Origin of the sequence: Lysinibacillus sp. 38-6 (genome assembly GCF_046245175.1) — a bacterium.
Taxonomy (GTDB): domain Bacteria; phylum Bacillota; class Bacilli; order Bacillales_A; family Planococcaceae; genus Lysinibacillus.
Genome location: NZ_CP176417.1, coordinates 3,870,713 through 3,890,571 on the forward strand (window position 1 = coordinate 3,870,713; position 19,859 = coordinate 3,890,571).

Annotated in this window: 17 protein-coding genes; 16 read left to right on the plus strand and 1 reads right to left on the minus strand. The window is 39.7% G+C overall.

Going from position 1 to position 19,859, the window contains the following annotated elements:
* From ACKVEV_RS19590 to ACKVEV_RS19610, 5 genes are all read left to right on the plus strand, one after another.
* Nucleotides 1-633 carry a TetR/AcrR family transcriptional regulator gene (locus tag ACKVEV_RS19590; protein WP_409367878.1) on the plus strand — a complete coding sequence of 211 codons (633 nt, stop codon included), beginning with the start codon at nucleotides 1-3 and terminating at the stop codon, nucleotides 631-633.
* Nucleotides 634-773: 140 nt separating this feature from the next.
* The gene (gene icmF, locus ACKVEV_RS19595) at nucleotides 774-4,022 is read left to right on the plus strand and encodes a fused isobutyryl-CoA mutase/GTPase IcmF (RefSeq protein ID WP_409367879.1); all 3,249 of its coding nucleotides are present in this window, start codon (nucleotides 774-776) and stop codon (nucleotides 4,020-4,022) included.
* Between the two features lie 465 nt (nucleotides 4,023-4,487).
* The gene (gene rpoE, locus ACKVEV_RS19600) at nucleotides 4,488-5,015 is read left to right on the plus strand and encodes a DNA-directed RNA polymerase subunit delta (protein ID WP_409367880.1); all 528 of its coding nucleotides are present in this window, start codon (nucleotides 4,488-4,490) and stop codon (nucleotides 5,013-5,015) included.
* A gap of 669 nt (nucleotides 5,016-5,684) precedes the next feature.
* A complete protein-coding gene (locus tag ACKVEV_RS19605; RefSeq protein WP_409367881.1) occupies nucleotides 5,685-7,277 on the plus strand; it encodes a CTP synthase in 1,593 nt (530 codons plus the stop codon).
* Between the two features lie 74 nt (nucleotides 7,278-7,351).
* On the plus strand, nucleotides 7,352-7,888 hold the full coding sequence (locus tag ACKVEV_RS19610; protein ID WP_409367882.1) for a hypothetical protein: 537 nt from the start codon (nucleotides 7,352-7,354) through the stop codon (nucleotides 7,886-7,888).
* A gap of 67 nt (nucleotides 7,889-7,955) precedes the next feature.
* Here the strand turns inward: ACKVEV_RS19610 and ACKVEV_RS19615 are convergent, their stop codons facing one another.
* Nucleotides 7,956-8,486: a DUF2529 family protein gene (locus ACKVEV_RS19615; protein ID WP_409367883.1), complete on the minus strand. Its 531-nt coding sequence runs from the start codon at nucleotides 8,484-8,486 to the stop codon at nucleotides 7,956-7,958.
* A 155-nt stretch (nucleotides 8,487-8,641) separates the two neighbouring features.
* Here ACKVEV_RS19615 and ACKVEV_RS19620 point away from each other — a divergent pair, with 155 nt between their 5' ends.
* From ACKVEV_RS19620 to ACKVEV_RS19670, 11 genes are all read left to right on the plus strand, one after another.
* Complete coding sequence (locus ACKVEV_RS19620) at nucleotides 8,642-9,001, plus strand: response regulator (RefSeq protein WP_409367884.1); 360 nt, start codon at nucleotides 8,642-8,644, stop codon at nucleotides 8,999-9,001.
* 1,102 nt (nucleotides 9,002-10,103) lie between these two features.
* Nucleotides 10,104-10,958, plus strand: coding sequence for a class II fructose-bisphosphate aldolase (locus ACKVEV_RS19625; protein ID WP_409367885.1), 855 nt, complete (start codon nucleotides 10,104-10,106; stop codon nucleotides 10,956-10,958).
* A gap of 151 nt (nucleotides 10,959-11,109) precedes the next feature.
* Complete coding sequence (fsa, locus tag ACKVEV_RS19630) at nucleotides 11,110-11,760, plus strand: fructose-6-phosphate aldolase (RefSeq protein WP_024362882.1); 651 nt, start codon at nucleotides 11,110-11,112, stop codon at nucleotides 11,758-11,760.
* Nucleotides 11,761-11,820: 60 nt separating this feature from the next.
* Nucleotides 11,821-13,107 carry a UDP-N-acetylglucosamine 1-carboxyvinyltransferase gene (locus tag ACKVEV_RS19635; RefSeq protein ID WP_409367886.1) on the plus strand — a complete coding sequence of 429 codons (1,287 nt, stop codon included), beginning with the start codon at nucleotides 11,821-11,823 and terminating at the stop codon, nucleotides 13,105-13,107.
* 96 nt (nucleotides 13,108-13,203) lie between these two features.
* A complete protein-coding gene (glpX, locus tag ACKVEV_RS19640; RefSeq protein ID WP_409367888.1) occupies nucleotides 13,204-14,160 on the plus strand; it encodes a class II fructose-bisphosphatase in 957 nt (318 codons plus the stop codon).
* Between the two features lie 145 nt (nucleotides 14,161-14,305).
* The gene (rho, locus tag ACKVEV_RS19645; protein WP_402926620.1) at nucleotides 14,306-15,589 is read left to right on the plus strand and encodes a transcription termination factor Rho; all 1,284 of its coding nucleotides are present in this window, start codon (nucleotides 14,306-14,308) and stop codon (nucleotides 15,587-15,589) included.
* Between the two features lie 372 nt (nucleotides 15,590-15,961).
* On the plus strand, nucleotides 15,962-16,165 hold the full coding sequence (gene rpmE, locus ACKVEV_RS19650) for a 50S ribosomal protein L31 (protein ID WP_004269457.1): 204 nt from the start codon (nucleotides 15,962-15,964) through the stop codon (nucleotides 16,163-16,165).
* A 235-nt stretch (nucleotides 16,166-16,400) separates the two neighbouring features.
* Complete coding sequence (locus tag ACKVEV_RS19655) at nucleotides 16,401-16,973, plus strand: thymidine kinase (protein ID WP_409367889.1); 573 nt, start codon at nucleotides 16,401-16,403, stop codon at nucleotides 16,971-16,973.
* A gap of 250 nt (nucleotides 16,974-17,223) precedes the next feature.
* The gene (gene prfA, locus ACKVEV_RS19660; protein ID WP_402926615.1) at nucleotides 17,224-18,300 is read left to right on the plus strand and encodes a peptide chain release factor 1; all 1,077 of its coding nucleotides are present in this window, start codon (nucleotides 17,224-17,226) and stop codon (nucleotides 18,298-18,300) included.
* Nucleotides 18,287-19,147, plus strand: a complete 861-nt coding sequence (gene prmC, locus ACKVEV_RS19665) for a peptide chain release factor N(5)-glutamine methyltransferase (RefSeq protein WP_409367890.1) — start codon at nucleotides 18,287-18,289, stop codon at nucleotides 19,145-19,147. Before prfA ends, prmC begins: the two co-directional genes overlap by 14 nt.
* Before the next feature lie 44 nt (nucleotides 19,148-19,191).
* On the plus strand, nucleotides 19,192-19,782 hold the full coding sequence (locus ACKVEV_RS19670; protein WP_409367891.1) for a stage II sporulation protein R: 591 nt from the start codon (nucleotides 19,192-19,194) through the stop codon (nucleotides 19,780-19,782).
* Nucleotides 19,783-19,859: the final 77 nt, after the last annotated feature.

Consider the following 19,859-nt stretch of genomic DNA (forward strand, 5'->3'; position numbering starts at 1 on the left):
ATGGCAGAAAAAAATAAAAAGCCCCAAGTCCAGTCAACCGTGAAAGACGAAAATCTCATTGCCATCCGCCGAGAACAAATGATTCAAGGTGCTATAAAACTATTTAAAGAAAAAGGTTTCCATCGCGCTACGACAAGAGAGATTGCCAAAGCAGCAGGTTTTAGTATTGGAACATTATATGAATATATTCGTACAAAAGAAGACGTACTATACCTCGTTTGTGATAGCATCTACCACCATGCGATGGAGCGCCTATCAAGCTATGAGATAAAAGCAGGTACAATAGAAGAATTAAAAGAAATGATTCGGGAGTATTTTTTACAAATTGATAGCATGGTTGATGAATTAACAATTATGTATCAGGAAACGAAATCATTATCTAAAGAAGCACAACGCTATGTTTTTGCGAAAGAATTTGAAATGGTTGCCACTTTTGAAAGACTGTTGCAACGCTGTGTACAGTCAGGAGAGCTAACGATGACTGATCAGCAAATTCATATGGCAGCGAATAATTTAGTTGTTCAAGGACAAAGCTGGGCGTTCCGTAAATGGGCGCTGCATCGTCAACATACGCTCGATGAGTATATTGACATGCAAACGACATTGTTCATTTCAGGCATTAAGGGGTTTTAATAAGTTCCAAAGGGGTTCGTCGGTAATTGCATAGTGCGACATTGCAATTACCGACTTTTTTTCATCATTTAGTATGTTGTGTCAATTCAATCTAAACATCGATGAAAAGATTTACTAAGGGGAGAAAGTAGGGGTTTCATATGTCAAAGGTAGAAGTGTATCGTCCAAAAAATCACGTACGTTTTGTAACAGCATCTAGTCTTTTTGATGGACATGATGCTTCGGTCAATATTATGCGACGTATTTTGCAATCGAGCGGTGTGGAAGTAATTCATCTTGGCCATAATCGCTCAGTTGAAGAAGTCGTGAATGCTGCGATTCAAGAAGATGCCCAAGGTATTGCTGTATCTTCTTATCAAGGTGGCCATATGGAATACTTTAAATATATGTATGATTTACTGCGCGAAAAAGGGGCACCGCACATTAAAATATACGGCGGTGGCGGTGGTGTTATATTGCCACGCGAAATTAAGGAATTACACGCTTACGGCATTGCGGGTATTTTCTCACCTGAAGATGGCCGTGTTCTAGGGCTGCAAGGAATGATTAATGAGCAAATTAAAGGTACGGATTTTCCGACTGCAACGGGTGATTATTTAGAAAAGCTCGATGCGTTAACGACTGACACACCAGAACTTTTAGCGAACTTAATTACGGCAGCGGAATCGAATAACGATGAAGCAACGAAAAAAATGTTAGAAGAAGCACGTAAACGCTCAAAAGGAACGCCGATTTTAGGTATTACAGGTACGGGTGGTGCCGGTAAATCTTCTTTAACAGATGAACTCATTCGTCGTTTCTTAAAAGAATTTCCGGAAAAACGTGTGGCGATTTTATCAGTCGATCCAACAAAGCAAAAAACGGGTGGCGCTTTACTTGGGGATCGAATTCGGATGAATGCTATTTTCAATAATCGTGTTTATATGCGAAGTTTGGCGACGCGCGGTTCTCGTACAGAGCTTTCTTCTTCTATCGGCGATGTATTAGATGTCGTACGTGTAGCGGGCTATGATTTAATCATCGTGGAAACGAGCGGAATTGGTCAAGGTGATGCAGAAATTACAAACTACACGGATCTTTCCATGTATGTAATGACGAGCGAGTTTGGTGCACCAACACAGCTTGAGAAAATCGATATGATTGATTTTGCAGATGTTATTGCGATCAATAAATTTGAACGCAAAGGTTCAGAAGATGCGCTGCGCCAAGTGCAAAAGCAATTCCAACGTTCACGTGAACTATGGGATGAACCAATCGATAATATGCCTGTTTACGGTACGATTGCCAGTCAATTTAATGATAAAGGAACGAATGCCTTATTTGCCGCATTAGTTCATCTTATTAATAAAAAAACAGGTAGCGATTGGGAAACAGGCTATGAGCAATTTGCTAAAACGCAAAAACAGGATGTCATTATCCCGAATGACCGCCGCTATTATTTACGAGAAATTACAGATACAGTGCGTGGCTATCATAAAAAAACAGAGCAGCAAGTGGCATTTGCCCGCCGTCTATTCCAATTAGAAGGGGCCATCGCCGCGGTGCAGGAAAAGGCACCAGATGATGTCCTTGTCGCATCACTTACTTCTTTAGCGGAAGGTGTCCGTGATGAATTAACTGCAGAGTCTAAGCGTATTTTAGATAATTGGCAAGCTTTAAAAGAGGCATATGCTGGTGAGGAATTTGTCACGAAGGTCCGTGATAAGGAAATTCGCACAATTTTAACAACGACAAGTCTTTCTGGAACAAAAATACCGAAAGTTGTGCTGCCGAAGTTTGTAGACTATGGAGAAATTTTACGTTGGGTTTATCGTGAAAATGTACCGGGTGAATTCCCGTATACTGCAGGTGTATTCCAGTTCAAGCGTGAAGGGGAAGATCCAAAACGACAATTTGCTGGCGAGGGTACGCCAGAGCGCACAAATAAACGTTTCCACTATTTATCGAAAGATGATGATGCCAAACGTTTATCAACGGCGTTTGACTCGGTAACGCTTTACGGAGAGGACCCAGATTATCGTCCGGATATTTACGGTAAAGTTGGCGAATCAGGCGTCTCGATTTGTACGCTTGAAGATATGAAGAAGCTTTATGCAGGCTTTGACCTATGTGCACCTTCGACATCTGTTTCCATGACTATTAATGGGCCTGCGCCAATAATTTTGGCGATGTTTATGAATACGGCGATTGATCAGCAAGTGAAGCTGCGTGAAACAGAGCTTGGTCGACCTTTGACAGTTGAAGAATTTACAGAAACGCGCGCAAAAACATTACAAGTTGTGCGTGGTACTGTGCAAGCTGATATTTTAAAAGAAGACCAAGGGCAAAATACATGCATTTTCTCAACGGAATTTGCATTAAGAATGATGGGCGATATTCAGCAATACTTTATTGATAAAAAAGTGCGCAACTACTATTCTGTCTCTATTTCGGGCTATCATATTGCAGAAGCTGGAGCGAATCCAATTTCACAGCTAGCATTTACACTCGCAAACGGCTTTACGTATGTGGAGTACTACTTAAGCCGAGGTATGAATATTGACGATTTCGCACCAAATCTTTCATTCTTCTTCTCGAATGGCTTAGATCCTGAATATACAGTGATAGGACGTGTTGCACGGCGTATTTGGGCGGTTGTGATGCGCGATAAATATGGTGCAAATGAACGCGCACAAAAGCTTAAATATCATATCCAAACTTCAGGACGTAGCTTGCATGCACAAGAAATTGACTTTAATGATATTCGAACAACATTACAGGCACTAATGGCATTACAGGATAATTGTAATTCATTGCATACAAATGCATATGATGAAGCAATTACTACGCCAACAGAGGAATCTGTACGCCGAGCAATGGCCATTCAAATGATTATTACGAAAGAGCATGGTTTAGCGAAAAATGAAAATCCGTTACAAGGAGCCTTTATCGTCGAGGAGTTAACGGATTTAGTGGAGGAAGCTGTACTAGAAGAGTTTGACCGTATTAATGACCGTGGTGGTGTACTCGGTGCGATGGAAACACAATATCAACGCGGTAAAATTCAAGAAGAATCGATGCACTATGAAATGTTAAAGCATTCAGGTGAATTACCGATTATTGGTGTGAACACCTATTTAAATCCGAATCCGCCAACAGATGATGCTATCGACAATATGGAAATTGCACGTGCATCGTCTGAAGAAAAAGAGACGCAAATTCGCAATTTGCAATTGTTCTGGCAACAGCATAAAGGCGAAACAGAAGCAGCAATTGCCCGCTTACAACATGTAGCGGTCAACAATGGTAATATTTTTGAAGAGTTAATGGAAACTGTAAAAGTAGCGAGTCTAGGACAAATTACAAAGGCTTTATATGAGGTCGGTGGACAGTTCCGTCGCAATATGTAAAATAAATAGATAACTATTTTTCTATTTTGTGGAACCTTTCTGCTAGTTGATGTGAAATGCTGCTGTATTTTAAAGTGTCTAGTCATACGATTAGGCACTTCTTTTCATTTTCGTTATAATAGAAATGTCAAAAAGAGGGGGCGCAGTAGAGGATGAAATCGATAATTCACTACATTATTGTTTTAGCTTTAGTATTGGGAGTCTTTTTCCTGTATAATAAGCAAATTGGCGCTATTCCTTTACTTTTATTATCGATATATTTGTTTTTTCTAGGGATAAAAAAAATGTGTAATATAAAAAACAGTAATTGAAGCTAGCAAAGAGACTAAAACATTGTATATAATGGGTATTATGCTTATGGTATGGAAAGTTACTTTTGTGCGGTCTTTTTTAGCTGCGCTCCGAAAATAAAGCACTATTTAATTTTAAAACGTCCATTGTGATGAGAGGAAGGAAGTGCACGAATTGAATTTTCGTGAAATGACAAAGGAACAATTAGCGGAAGAATCGTTAATTAACTTAGCTTATGCAATTTTAACAGAAAAACGTGCTTCAGTGTCATTTAATGACCTGCTTACAATTATTAAAGAGCTAGTAGGCTACAGTGATGAAGAAATCAAATCACGCCTACTACAATTTTACACAGACATGAACATTGATGGACGTTTCTTATTCAATCAAGAATCTGGTTGGGGCTTACGTGAATGGTTTAAAGTTGAGCAAATCGAAGAAGAAACAGCTCCTTCTGTGAAAACTCATAAGAAGAAATCTAAGTCTACTCTTGATGATGAAGATGATTTAGAAGAAGATTTAGAAGAAGAAGATATTGACTTCGACGAAGATTATGAAGAATTTGTTGAAGAAGATGTTGAAGAAGATAAAGAAGATATCGACTTTGACGAAGATGAGATAGAAGATATCGAGGATGAAATTGATGAAGATTTCATCGAAGACGACGAAGAGTTTGAAGAAGAAGAAGAGGAAGAATTGTAATACAAGGACAATTTCCATTTTCTTATTTTAGTACTTGTAGTAAAAATTCTTGACTTCTTTCACGGTTCCGTTTAATCTTTTACTTGGGCTCCTTAAAAAAAAGGAGAAAGACCGTGTATATAATACGCTCCCCCTGCAAACCTATGCAGGAGGGGCGTTTTTTTGTTTTTAACTTGTGGCACAATCAAGTTAAATGCCCTAGTGGACAGCACAGATTTTATATGGAGTTTTCAACCAGGCTCAACAATTTCTGAACGCATTCCACCAAGGCAAAATGATCAATTATCAGTCAAGCTCTCCCATGCTAAACATAATGATAGGCACATAAATGCCAACTCTTCATTAATCGGTGACTGAGTATATGTTAAAAGCTTCGCGTGTAGGTTTTATATGGAGTACCTCACGATGAAGAACAATTAGAAAAGTAAAAAAAGAGATAGAAACGATTACAGCTTCGAATCGGCTCCATTTTATGTAGCCATTCTCGGCTTTTCTTATTTTAGGGATCGGAAAGTGTCCCTGTTTCTTATTTAGTCCATCCATTTGTATTACTACTTCACATTTCCCTCCTGCAATTAGGCGAATCGTTAAGCGTAAGCACAGAATGAATGGACGCAATATACTTTTTTTTACTATCAACATTTGCAACAACATAAGGAGGAATTTTTCATGACAAAGTATATTTTTGTAACAGGTGGGGTTGTATCATCACTTGGAAAAGGGATTGTCGCAGCATCTCTAGGACGTTTATTAAAAAACCGTGGGTTAGAAGTAACGATTCAAAAATTTGACCCGTATATCAATATTGACCCAGGTACAATGAGTCCTTATCAACATGGTGAGGTATTCGTAACAGACGATGGCGCTGAGGCTGACTTAGACTTAGGACACTATGAGCGTTTTATCGACATTAACCTAGGTAAACATTCAACTGTGACATCTGGTCGCGTTTATCAATCTGTATTACAAAAAGAACGTCGTGGTGACTACAACGGTGGAACAGTTCAAGTAATTCCTCATATTACGAATGAAATTAAAGAACGCATCCAACGTGCAGGACGCGAAACAAACGCAGACGTTGTTATTACAGAGGTTGGGGGAACTGTAGGCGATATCGAGTCACTTCCATTCCTAGAAGCAATTCGTCAAATGAAAACGAATTTAGGCCATAACAATGTTATGTATGTTCACTGTACACTGATTCCTTACATTAAAGCTGCTGGTGAGTTAAAAACAAAACCAACACAACACTCTGTAAAAGAATTACGTTCTTTAGGCATTCAGCCAAATATTATCGTTGTGCGTACAGAACAAGAAGTGCCACAAGAAATGAAGGAAAAACTAGCATTATTCTGTGACGTTCAACCTCATGAAATTATTGAATCTCGTGATGCAGAACATTTATATGAAGTACCATTAAATCTTCATGCACAAGACTTTGATGATATCGTGCTTGATCATTTCGGTATCGAAGCACCAGAGGCCGATATGGAAGAATGGCGCGAGCTTGTTGCAAAAGTGAAGAGCCTTCCAAATAAACGTAGAGTAGCATTAGTTGGTAAGTATGTTGAACTACAAGATGCTTACATTTCAGTTGTAGAAGCATTAAAACATGCAGGTTATGCATTTAACTCTGATATCGACATTGATTGGATTAACGCAGAACATGTAGATGCTGATAATGTTGTATCGTTATTAAAAGGTGCAGATGCTATTTTAGTACCAGGTGGCTTCGGTGATCGTGGCGTAGAAGGTAAAATTTTAGCAACGCAATATGCGCGTGAAAATAACGTACCGTTTTTAGGTATTTGCTTAGGTATGCAACTAGCAACAATTGAATTTGCTCGTAACGTACTTGGCTTAAATGGCGCACATTCTACAGAGCTTGATGCAGAAACACAATACCCAATTATTGATTTCCTACCAGATCAAAACGATAGCGTAGACATCGGGGGTACATTACGTTTAGGCTTATACCCATGTAAGTTAAAAGAAGGTTCAAAAGCAAAAGATGCATACGGCCAAGAGCTTGTGTACGAACGTCACCGTCATCGTTATGAGTTTAATAACGAATACCGTGAAGCAATGGAAGCGGCAGGTCTTGTATTCTCAGGTACAAGCCCAGACGGAAAATTAGTGGAAATTATCGAACTACCAGAAAACAACTTCTTCGTAGCTTGCCAATTCCACCCAGAATTCGTGTCACGTCCAAACCGTCCACAACCATTATTCCGTGATTTCATCGGCGCAACATTTAAATAAAACAAAAAGGATGTCTCGTAGAAACGAGACATCCTTTTTATATAGTAAAAAAACCCTAATTCCGCGGAAGAAGAGTGGAATTCCGCGAAAGGAAGCCGTTATTCCGCGGAAGAAGGGTAGAATTCCGCGAAAGGAAGCCATTATTCCGCGGAAGAAGGGTAGAATTCCGCGAAAGGAAGCCATTATTCCGCGGAAGAAGGGTAGAATTCCGCGAAAGGAAGCCGTTATTCTGCGAAAGAAGGGTAGAATTCCGCGAAAGGAAGCCGTTATTCCGCGGAAGAAGGGTAGAATTCCGCGAAAGAAGGGTAGAATTCCGCGAAAGGAAGCCATTATTCCGCGGAAGAAGGGTAGAATTCCGCGAAAGCGAGTCTTTATTCCACGGAAGAAGGGTGGAATTCCGCGAAAGGAAACCGTTATTCCGCGGAAGAAGGGTAGAATTCCGCGAAAGGAAGCCATTATTCCGCGGAAGAAGGGTAGAATTCCGCGAAAGCGAGCCATTATTCCGCGGAAGAAGGGTAGAATTCCGCGAAAGGAAGCCATTATTCCGCGAAAGAAGGGTAGAATTCCGCGAAGTGGTATATATTCCTTGCATACAGAAAATAACGAATTGATAAAAAGGATGCCTCGTAAACTTTCGAGACATCCTTTTGTTTCTAGCAATTTAATTTTTTAAAATCTTTATAGCTCCTCATCATCGAGTCCGAGCATTTCATCAAAAGCAATTTTTACGGCTTCATAAATAAACAGCGCTGCAATGGCATGTGGTACAACAATACGCTCACCTAAATCATTAGGTAACAAGCCTCCGCGCATACGAGTAGAAATATAGGTATACGCTAAGTCAGCTAACGGATTTTCTGCATTGGCCACTTCACTAGCTACTGCGGCAAAAGGAATAAACTGTTCATTTAACTTTTGTGCTAATGCCAATGCTTCTGGATCATATGCACTACGTGTAAAAATACAAATACGATCCGCTTCACTAACGACTGTATCTGCAGTCCATGGAAGGAGCTTAGCAAAACGCTCAACACCTTGAAGTGCATTTAATTCCACAACTTGCATTTCACCAAAGCAAGCAAAATAGACATTTCCTTCGCCAATAGCGGCTTGTGCAAGTAATCGTGCAGTTTCTTCAATTGATTCTTCTTCGCTTTGTGTTATTCTTTGTAATAATCCGCTCAGTTGTGTTGTTAGAATTTTAGACATGATTCCACCTCATTCAATATTATATGTATGTGTGAAGCATAAAGCAAAAGTAGATAATTTATAATACTAGAAGGTATTAAGCTGTAAAAGGAGAATAATACATAATATAGATCTCTTTGTGCAAGAATAATAATTCAAAAAGGGCGGAATGCAATGTGAAACGATTACTAATTGTTGATGATCAGCAGGGAATTCGTTTGCTTTTAAATGAAGTATTGAAAAAAGAAGGTTACATTACATATTTAGCGGCGAATGGCGCTGAGGCACTACGTTATGCAGAGGAAGAGTCGATAGATTGTGTCTTGCTAGACATGAAAATCCCAGGCATGGATGGCATAGAAATATTAAAACGGTTAAAAGAAAAATGGCCCCAACTACCTGTCTTTATGATGACCGCTTACGGTGAATTGGATGTTGTGCAGGAGGCTTTAGATTTAGGGGCAATTCGTTACTTTACGAAGCCGTTTGATATTTTTGAAGTGCGTGATGCAGTAAATAAAACATTAAAAACATAGCATAGCAGGCAGTGGTAAACACCGCCTGTTTTTTATACATAGGTGTGATTCCTTGAAAATAAATAATACTACTTAACTGCTTTGTAATGGACTTTACTTTGGAATTTATAATTTAGATTTATTCTGATTGCAATAGAAAAAATTTAGTAGATAGCACAAATTGATGGTAGCGAAGGCGGTGACTCCTGCGGGAACGCACAAAACGTAAGACGCAACAAACCGCGCGTAGCGAGGGTTGCGGCTTACTGTGCTGAGCGGAAAGCACCGCCGTAGCGGACATTAACGGTAGGAGCCCCTGTCGCTACGTTGCACTGCGTTATCGGTGCAAAAATATACGATGCTCGGACAATAACTTTAAAACTTTAATTTAGAATTTCTTTAGCAATAGAAATTTTTTTGCAGATAGCACAAATTGATGGTAGCGAAGGCGGTGACTCCTGCGGGAACGCACAGAACGTAAGACGCAACAAACCGCGCGTAGCTAGGATTGCGACTTACAGTGCTGAGCGGAAAGCACCGCTGTAGCGGACATCAACGGTAGGAGCCCCTGTCGCTACGTTGCACTGTGTTATCGGTGCAAAAATATACGATGCTCGGACAATAACTTTAGAACTTTAATTTAGAATTTCTCTAGCAATAGAAATTTTTTTGCAGATAGCACAAATTGATAGTAGCGAAGGCGGTGACTCCTGCGGGAACGCACAGAACGTAAGACGCAACAAACCGCGCGTAGCGAGGGTTGCGGCTTACGTGTGTGCCCGCGGAAAGCACCGCCGTAGCGGACATCAACGGTAGGAGCACCTGTTGCTGCGTTAGCACTACGCTTTCGGTGCTAAAATATAAGCCCCTGAAATTTCTTTTCAGGGACTTAAGAAAAAAGGCACCTGTCGCTCCGTTACACTACGCTTTCGGTGCTAAAATATAAGCCCCTGTAATTTCTTTTCAGGGGCTTAAGAAAAAAAGGCACCTGTCGCTACGTTGCACTGCGCTTTTGGTGCTAAAATATAAGCACCTGAAATTTCTTTTCAGGTGCTTATATTTTTGCTATGATTGAATAGCACATTTATGTATAAAGAATAGTCCTAAAAGGAGGATTTTTAGTATGGCATTGGTATCTATGAAAGAGATGTTAATTAAAGCAAAAGCAGAAGGTTATGCAGTTGGTCAATTCAACATCAACAACCTTGAATGGACACAAGCAATTTTACAAGCAGCAGAAGAAGAGAAATCACCTGTTATCCTTGGCGTATCTGAAGGCGCAGGTAAATATATGGGCGGTTTTATCTCAGTCGTACACATGGTAAAAGGTTTAATCGAGTCTTACGGAATAACAGTTCCAGTTGCCATTCATCTTGACCATGGTTCAAGCTTTGAAAAGTGTAAAGAAGCAATTGATGCAGGATTTACTTCTGTTATGATTGATGCTTCACACCATCCTTTCGAAGAGAATATCGCAATTACTTCACAAGTAGTTGAATATGCACATGCGAAAGGTGTTTCTGTAGAAGCTGAGCTTGGTACAGTTGGCGGTGACGAGGATGGCGTAATTGGTGGTATTATGTACGCTGATCCAGAAGAATGCCGTAAAATGGTTGAATTAACAGATATTGATTGCTTAGCTCCAGCTCTTGGTTCTGTACATGGTCCTTACAAAGGCGAACCAAACTTAGGCTTTAAAGAAATGGAAGAAATCTCAAACTTAGCAGACCTTCCACTAGTTCTACACGGTGGTACAGGCATTCCAACAAAAGATATTCAACGCTCAATTTCATTAGGTACGGCTAAAATTAACGTGAATACTGAAAATCAAATCGCTGCTACAAAAGTGATTCGTGAAATCCTTGATAAGGATAAAGATGTTTACGATCCTCGTAAATTCCTAGCACCAGCACGTGAAGCGATTAAAACTACAGTTATCGGTAAAATTCGTGAATTTGGTAGTGCACAAAAAGCATAATTTAGCTTCTTAATATGGTACAAAAGCAAAGATGAATACACATAATAAGAGAAGTGTTGATGCTCGCAATCGACCTTCTCTTGTTTTTGAAATAACAACTTTTTTGAAAAAAATTAAAAATATAAATAAATAGGGTTTAGGAGGAAATATAATGAAATTTTTTATTGATACAGCAAACTTTGATGAAATTAAAGAAGCACATGCATGGGGCATTTTATCGGGTGTTACGACAAACCCATCATTAGTAGCAAAAGAGGAAAACGTTTCTTTCCATGATCGTCTACGTGAAATTGCAGAGCTAGTTGATGGCTCAGTAAGTGGAGAAGTCATTGCATTAGATGCTGAAGGAATGATTAAAGAAGGTTTAGAATTAGCTGCCATTGCACCTAACATCACTGTCAAACTACCGATGACACCAGCTGGTTTAGAAGCATGTCGTTTCTTTGCAAACAAAGGTATTAAAACAAACGTCACACTCATTTTCAGTGCAAACCAAGCATTAATGGCTGCGCGTGCAGGTGCTACATATGTATCACCATTTATCGGCCGCTTAGATGATATTGGTCAAAATGGTGTAGAGCTTATTGAAACCATTTCAGATATTTTCACAATCCACAATATTGAAACGCAAATTATTGCGGCATCTATCCGTCACCCTCAACACGTAACGGCTGCAGCTCTTGCAGGTGCTCATATTTCAACAACTCCTTTTAAAGTGTTAAAGCAACTTTTCCACCATCCATTAACGGAAAAAGGAATTGAAGGATTTTTAGCGGATTGGAATAAGCGAAAAGGTGAATAATAAGATTATAAAGTGAGTCAAATGCAAAAATTACTTTCCAATCATGAGGGAGAACGCGAAATGGATGTTTATAAAATTACAGGCGAAAATCGTCTAAAGGGTACAATTAAAGTTAGTGGTGCAAAAAATAGTGCGGTCGCCTTAATTCCAGCATCAATTTTGGCGAACTCTCCAGTGACAATTGGAGGGATTCCAGAAATTTCAGATGCTTGGACGTTAAAAGCCTTGTTAGAAGAAATCGGTGGAGAAGTGCAATTTGAGAACGGCAAAATGATTATTGATCCAACCGATATGCTTGCACTACCGTTGCCAAATGGTAATGTCAAAAAGCTTCGTGCCTCTTATTATTTAATGGGCGCAATGCTTGGTCGTTTTAAAAAGGCTGTCATTGGTTTGCCGGGCGGTTGTTTCTTGGGACCGCGTCCAATTGATCAGCACATTAAAGGGTTTGAAGCTCTTGGTGCAAAAATTACCAATGAGCACGGTGCAATATATTTACGTGCTGAAGAATTAATCGGTGCCAAAATTTATTTAGATGTCGCAAGTGTTGGCGCAACAATCAACATAATGCTTGCTGCGGTCCGTGCAAAGGGTCGAACAGTTATTGAAAATGCGGCTAAAGAACCTGAAATAATAGATGTAGCAACACTTCTTACAAATATGGGCGCCAATATTAAAGGTGCGGGTACAAGTGTCATTCGTATTGAAGGTGTTGAAGAGCTGCACGGGACGGAGCATACCATTATTCCTGACCGTATTGAAGCGGCAACATTTATGATTATGGCAGCAGCCGTTGGCGATGGCATTACGATCGATAATGTCATACCACTACATCTAGAGGCTATTACAGCAAAGCTTCGTGAAATGGGTGTCAAGATTGACATCGGTGAGGAAAGTATTTTTGTTCCAAAAACAGATTTATCTACACTGCAGGCAGTGGATGTTAAGACGATTGTCTATCCTGGATTCCCTACGGATATTCAGCAACCACTTTCTGTGTTAATGACACAGGCACTTGGCTCTTCTAAAATAACAGATACGATTTATACAGCTCGCTTTAAGCATATTGATGAGCTTCGTCGTATGAATGCCAACGCACGTGTTGAGGGCAATACCGCGATAATTACCGGTCCAAGTAAATTACATGGCTCAAGTGTGACGGCAACAGACCTTCGTGCAGGTGCGGCGCTAGTATTAGCAGGCCTGTTAGCTGAAGGTGAAACTGAAATTCACGATATTTATCATATTGAACGTGGCTATAGCTCACTTATTGAAAAATTACGTGACTTAGGCGCAGATATTCGACGTGAAACAATTATGGTGAGTGTTGCGGAAGCAAAGGAATAATGAGAGGTAAAAGTTTCGAGCCAATTATGTTACAATAAAGGTAATTTGAATGTTTCGGCACAAAGTTACAAGCCGATAACGGGAGGCAAAACAACAATGGAACGCAGTTTATCGATGGAAGTAGTACGAGTAACAGAGGCAGCAGCAATCGCATCCGGGAAATGGATGGGTCGCGGTTTGAAGATTGAGGCAGATGATGCAGCAACGACAGCAATGCGCTCAATGTTCGATACGATTCCTATGCATGCTACAGTAGTAATTGGGGAAGGTGAAATGGACGAAGCGCCAATGCTTTATATCGGTGAAGAGCTTGGCCTTCGTAATGGCGGTCCTCAAGTAGATATTGCAGTCGATCCTTTAGAAGGTACAAATATTGTAGCAAAAGGTACAAATGGTGCCATGACTGTATTAGCAATTGCTGATAAGGGTAATCTATTAAATGCACCAGATATGTACATGGAGAAAATTGCAGTAGGACCAGAAGCTGCAGGAAAAGTTGATATTAATGCCTCTGTTACTTATAATTTATTACAAGTAGCAAAAGCAAAAAATAAAGATATTTCAGATGTAGTAGCTACTATATTAGATCGCCCACGCCATCAAGCAATCGTTGATGAAATTCGCGAAGCGGGAGCACGTATTAAATTTATACAAGATGGCGATGTTGGTGCAGCGATTAACACGGCATTCGATGAAACAGGCATCGACATTATGTTTGGCATGGGTGGTGCACCAGAGGGTGTTATTTCAGCTGTTGCATTAAAATGCCTAGGCGGAGACTTCCAGGCAAAACTAGTGCCGGAAGATGAAGAGCAGCTAGAACGCTGTAAAAAAATGGGCGTAGATGTAGATAAAGTTCTTTACTTAGATGACTTAGTAAAAGGTGACGATGCAATTTTTGCAGCAACAGCTGTGACAGATTGTGAACTATTAAAAGGTGTTCAGTATAAAGGCGCTTATGCATTAACACACTCAGTTGTTATGCGTGCAAAATCAGGTACTGTCCGTTTTGTAGAAGGTCGTCACGCTCTTGATAAAAAACCTAGCTATTAATAATATTTTCTTCTAAAATATACCTAGTGCTACTTTTTGCACTAGGTACCTTCTTCTTCATTTAACCATCCCATAGTTTTACTTAAAACTTCTATGTTTACCCCAATACATGCATTATATTTTGAAAAAGACTGGAGTTGTGCATATGTCTGCATTGACAATCGCTCAATTAGAAAACATGACGTTAAAAGAGCTTTACGCCCTTGCGCGCCAATACAAAATTTCGTACTATAGCAAACTAACGAAAAAGGAATTAATTTTTGCTATATTGAAAACGCGTTCAGAGCAAGAGGGTTATTTCTTTATGGAAGGTGTACTTGAAATTGTTTCGCAAGAAGGCTTCGGCTTCCTTCGTCCAATCAATTACTCACCGAGTAAAGAAGATATTTATATTTCTGCTTCTCAAATTCGTCGTTTTGATCTTCGAAATGGGGATAAGGTGTCTGGTAAGGTACGTCCACCTAAAGAAAATGAACGTTACTATGGCTTACTACAGGTCGATGCAGTAAATGGTGAAGATCCTGAAGTAGCAAAAGAACGCGTTCACTTCCCAGCATTAACGCCATTATATCCTGATCGTCAAATCAAACTGGAAACGACACAACGCAATCTATCAACACGAATTATGGATTTAGTAGCCCCAGTAGGATTTGGTCAACGTGGTTTAATTGTTGCCCCACCAAAGGCTGGTAAAACATCGTTACTAAAAGAAATTGCGAACGCTATAACAACCAATCATCCTGAGGCAGAATTAATTGTTTTACTGATTGATGAACGCCCTGAGGAAGTAACGGATATTGAGCGTTCTGTTAATGCAGATGTCGTGAGTTCTACGTTCGATGAAGTACCTGAAAACCATGTGAAGGTTGCTGAAATCGTCCTAGAACGTGCACGCCGTCTAGTAGAACATAAGCGTGACGTGATTATTTTAATGGATTCAATTACGCGCCTTGCCCGTGCGTATAACTTAGTGATTCCACCGAGCGGTCGTACGCTTTCAGGTGGTATCGATCCTGCTGCCTTCCATAGACCAAAACGATTCTTCGGTTCGGCACGTAATATTGAAGAAGGTGGTAGCTTAACAATTTTAGCTACAGCTTTAGTAGATACAGGGTCACGTATGGATGAAGTAATCTATGAAGAATTTAAAGGGACAGGAAACCTAGAATTGCACCTAGATCGCCAATTAGCAGAGCGTCGTATTTTCCCTGCGCTTGATATTCGTCGATCAGGTACACGTAAGGAAGAGTTGCTTCTTGAACAAGAACAACTGGAGAAGCTATGGGCAATTCGAAAAACATTTTCAGATGCGCCAGATTTTGCCGAGCGTTTCTTGAAAAAGCTACGCACAACAAAGTCAAACGAAGAATTTTTCGAAAAGCTTAATGAAGATATGAAAAAGGCCACTAAAGGTAAAGGATTACTGTAAGTGCCAGGCACTCAAACAATTCTGACTTTTTATTAAACGAGTTAAATAGAAATTTAGTAAAAATCTACTTAAAATTTAACGGAAGAACACAGAAACAAGCCACAATAAACCTTGCGAAAAAGGAGGTTGTGGCTTATTGTGTTGAACCAAACATGAAGTGGATTTTTACAATGCAATGAGCTAGTGAAAGTGCCAGGCACGCAAACAATTTTAATAGCTCTCAATATTTTCTGCTTGAAAAAAACAAAATAACTATGCTATACTTCAAAAGTATGCAACGTGTACATATGTAGCCGACATATTCGGGCTATGTAAGGTACAGTTCGAGAATACTCTGTTCCAGATGGTTCAGGGCGAGAGGAGAAAACGAATATGAAACAAGGAATTCATCCAGACTACAAAGAAGCAACAGTAACTTGCTCTTGTGGTAACACTTTCAAAACTGGTTCAGTGAAAGAAAACATCGTTGTCGAGTTCTGCAACGAATGTCACCCATTCTACACTGGCCGTCAAAAATTCGCGTCTGCTGATGGTCGCGTGGATCGTTTCAACAAAAAATACGGTCTTAAAAACTAATGTTAGTTTAATACCTGCCAAGCATGTGCTTGGCAGGTATTTTTTTCAGTAAATAAAAAGTACATGCGTTTATTGTGTTTCACCGAATTTCTATTTTTCGCAATGGTGCACAGTACGTTTAACATAAAACAACGGTAGAGCGGATTTTGAAATGTGCTTAAAGCTTGTTCAAATCTAGAGGGTCAATATGCAGCCAAGCATTTCAAATATCTAAAATCATGGAGGGTGAAAAACAATGGCACAGCTATACTACAAACATGGCGCGATGAATAGTGGCAAATCAATTGAAATTTTGAAAGTTGCCCATAACTATGAAGAGCAGCAAAAGCCTGTCATGATGTTTACGTCAGGGCTTGATACGCGAGATGAGGTAGGATTTGTCTCCAGCCGAGTAGGACTACGACAAGAAGCCATCCCAATTTATGAGGATACAAATATATTTGAACTTGTGAAAAACAATGCAGTAAAACCATACTGTGTGCTTGTAGATGAAGTGCAATTTTTAAAAAAAGCACATGTGCTACAATTAGCGAATATTGTGGATGAACTAGATATTCCGGTAATGGGCTTTGGCCTGAAAAATGATTTCCAAAATGAATTATTTGAAGGAAGTCAGTACATGCTTACATATGCAGATAAAATTGAAGAAATGAAAACGATTTGTTGGTTCTGTCATAAAAAAGCAACTATGAATTTGCGCGTCGATGAGAATGGCAAACCTGTTTACACAGGCGATCAAATAAAAATTGGCGGTAACGATTCTTATTATCCAGTGTGCCGCAAATGCCACGCACATCCACCGCTGTAATGACGCTTTTATCAGCAGTAGACTGGATGAATTTAAGCATTCTACTGAAGAAAATGTAGCATACAAGCGCAATTTTCCTTATACTAAGTAGTGGAAATAATGCATGACAACTACTATGTCATCCTTTATAACACTCTGTTGCATTTGCAGTAATGAACAAATAGAGTAAACAGCGTTCGTGTCTCGCTCCCCTTAATGGAAGCGGATTTTTAGTGAATATAGATAAATGAACTAATTAGAGGTGAAGCCCATGTTTGATAGACTACAAGCAGTAGAAGATCGTTATGAAAGGCTAAATGAGCTTTTAAGCGATCCGGATATTGTCAATGACAGTAAAAAATTACGTGAATATTCAAAGGAACAATCGGATATTCAGGAGACAGTTGATGCTTATCGTGAATATAAAAGTGTCAAAGAACAACTAGTAGATACTCGTGAAATGTTAGATAACGAAAAAGATCCTGATATGCACGAGATGGTCAAGGAAGAGTTCAACTCGTTAAAAGAACAGCAAGAAGAGCTGGAAGAACGTTTACGTGTGTTATTAATTCCAAAAGACCCGAATGACAATAAAAACGTTATTATGGAGATTCGTGGAGCAGCCGGCGGTGATGAGGCGAATATTTTCGCAGGGGATTTATTCCGTATGTATTCTCGCTATGCAGAAACACAAGGCTGGAAAATCGACATTATGGAAGCAACACCGAACCCAATGGGTGGCTATAAAGAAGTTATTTTTATGATTAACGGCCAAGGCGCGTATTCTAAATTCAAATTTGAAAACGGAGCGCACCGTGTACAACGTGTACCAGCAACAGAGTCACAAGGGCGTATTCATACATCAACTGCGACAGTTGCGTGCTTACCGGAAGTGGAAGAAGTGGATGTTGAAATCCATGAAAAAGATATCCGTGTCGATACATTTGCATCATCAGGTGCAGGTGGGCAATCAGTAAATACAACGATGTCTGCTGTACGTATGACCCACTTACCAACAGGTGTTGTCGTATCGATGCAAGATGAGCGTTCACAAATTAAAAACCGTGAAAAAGCGATGAAAATTCTGCGTGCACGTGTAGCAGATATGTATTTACAAGAAGCACAAAAAGAAATTGACGCAACACGTAAATCAGCAGTTGGTTCAGGCGACCGTTCAGAGCGTATCCGCACATACAATTATCCACAAAACCGTGTGACAGACCATCGTATCGGTTTAACGATTCAAAAGCTTGATCAAATCGTCGAAGGTAGACTGGACGAAATTATCGATGCACTGATTTTAGAAGAGCAAGCATCGAAGTTAGAGCGACTTAATGATGACCTATAAAAATGTGATGGAGGCCCTTGATTGGGCTTCTTCTTTTTTAGTGGATAATGGACGCGAAGAGACGGCTGCTCGTATTGTCATGCAACACATATTAGATACTACGTATGCAGGGGTTATGTTGCATTTACAAGATACATTAACAGCAGAGCAATGTGAACAATTTGTTCAATTGATTAAAGAACATGCCAATGGACGACCTGTGCAATATTGTATCGGCAGCGAAGAATTTTACGGCCGTACATTTTTAGTCGATGAATCAGTGCTTATTCCAAGGCCGGAAACAGAGGAATTGGTGCTGGGGACAAGCAATCGTATTAAAAAAATATTTCCTACCAAAGCTTTAAAGCTAGCCGATATCGGGACGGGTAGTGGTGCTATCGCCATTTCGATGAAGCTAGAATGTCCTGAGCTAACCGTAGTGGCCACGGACTTATCGGCAGCAGCATTAGCTACGGCACAAAAAAATGCACAATTGCTGGCTGCAGATATTGATTTTCGTCAAGGGGATTTAACAGCCCCACTCAATGGCGAGAAGTTCGATATTGTTTTATCGAATCCACCTTATATTGCATTTGAAGAAGCGAAAGACATGTCCAGCGTTGTGTTGGAACATGAACCGCATAGCGCGCTTTTTGCGGAAGAGGACGGACTTATTTTATACCGAAAATTAGCCCAACAGCTACCCGCACTCATGAATAAACCCGCATTAATTGGTCTAGAAATTGGTTATACACAAGGGGAGCAAGTAGCGCAGTTCTTTCAAGAAAGTTTTCCACAAGCTACAGTTACCGTGGAAAATGATATTAATGGAAAACCTCGTATGGTTTTTTGTGAAATTGATGTATAAAGATTGTCCTTCTTGACAACAATGTTGAGCAAGGAGGGATTTTTATGTTAAACGAATACAAGATTGTTAGATTTCCAAAATTAAATATTTTACTAGCTTTTGCTAGACTAGTAATACTAGCGATAGCTTTACAACTATGTATTTTATATATTCCGTCATTCATAGGTTCTGCAAAGGAAGCTACGAATCAGCAACAAGAAAGCGATTTTCGTATCCGCGTTATCGCAAATAGCAATACAACGAATGATCAACTAGAAAAAGAGCAACTAGTGAAAGATTTAAAACCTTTATTAACGCAAGTAGGTGCACCTACAAATGTGGATAATGATAAATTTGTTACATTAAAAAGCGATATTGAGGCACAATTAAAAGAAAATTATCCACAATTGCGTACACAAGTCGTACTTGGGGATAACTTATTTCCACCGAAGCGACAGGATGCCATGTTTTATCCACAAAATATGTACCATTCGATTGTTGTGAAAATTGGCGATGCACGCGGTGATAACTGGTGGTGTAGCATTTTCCCATCGATTTGCGAACCGGAAAAAGCTGAAAAAGCGGAAGAGAAGGAAGAAGAAAAAGAACAAGTGACATTCTTTATTTGGGAATGGATCAAAGGATTTTTTGAATAATTGTGCACAAATTCAGATAACTTATACACAATTATTGATAAGTTATAAACAAAATGTGGATAATTCAGAAAAAAACA

Excerpts from the sequence above, each read along its gene's own strand:
- ACKVEV_RS19625 (WP_409367885.1), top strand. The coding sequence starts at position 10,104 with ATGGCATTGGTATCTATGAAAGAGATGTTAATTAAAGCAAAAGCAGAA.
- fsa (WP_024362882.1), top strand. The coding sequence starts at position 11,110 with ATGAAATTTTTTATTGATACAGCAAACTTTGATGAAATTAAAGAAGCA.
- ACKVEV_RS19605 (WP_409367881.1), top strand. The coding sequence starts at position 5,685 with ATGACAAAGTATATTTTTGTAACAGGTGGGGTTGTATCATCACTTGGA.
- rho (WP_402926620.1), top strand. The coding sequence starts at position 14,306 with ATGTCTGCATTGACAATCGCTCAATTAGAAAACATGACGTTAAAAGAG.
- ACKVEV_RS19615 (WP_409367883.1), bottom strand. The coding sequence starts at position 8,486 with ATGTCTAAAATTCTAACAACACAACTGAGCGGATTATTACAAAGAATA.
- prfA (WP_402926615.1), top strand. The coding sequence starts at position 17,224 with ATGTTTGATAGACTACAAGCAGTAGAAGATCGTTATGAAAGGCTAAAT.
- glpX (WP_409367888.1), top strand. The coding sequence starts at position 13,204 with ATGGAACGCAGTTTATCGATGGAAGTAGTACGAGTAACAGAGGCAGCA.
- ACKVEV_RS19635 (WP_409367886.1), top strand. The coding sequence starts at position 11,821 with ATGGATGTTTATAAAATTACAGGCGAAAATCGTCTAAAGGGTACAATT.
- ACKVEV_RS19590 (WP_409367878.1), top strand. The coding sequence starts at position 1 with ATGGCAGAAAAAAATAAAAAGCCCCAAGTCCAGTCAACCGTGAAAGAC.
- ACKVEV_RS19670 (WP_409367891.1), top strand. The coding sequence starts at position 19,192 with ATGTTAAACGAATACAAGATTGTTAGATTTCCAAAATTAAATATTTTA.
- ACKVEV_RS19655 (WP_409367889.1), top strand. The coding sequence starts at position 16,401 with ATGGCACAGCTATACTACAAACATGGCGCGATGAATAGTGGCAAATCA.
- icmF (WP_409367879.1), top strand. The coding sequence starts at position 774 with ATGTCAAAGGTAGAAGTGTATCGTCCAAAAAATCACGTACGTTTTGTA.
- rpmE (WP_004269457.1), top strand. The coding sequence starts at position 15,962 with ATGAAACAAGGAATTCATCCAGACTACAAAGAAGCAACAGTAACTTGC.
- prmC (WP_409367890.1), top strand. The coding sequence starts at position 18,287 with ATGATGACCTATAAAAATGTGATGGAGGCCCTTGATTGGGCTTCTTCT.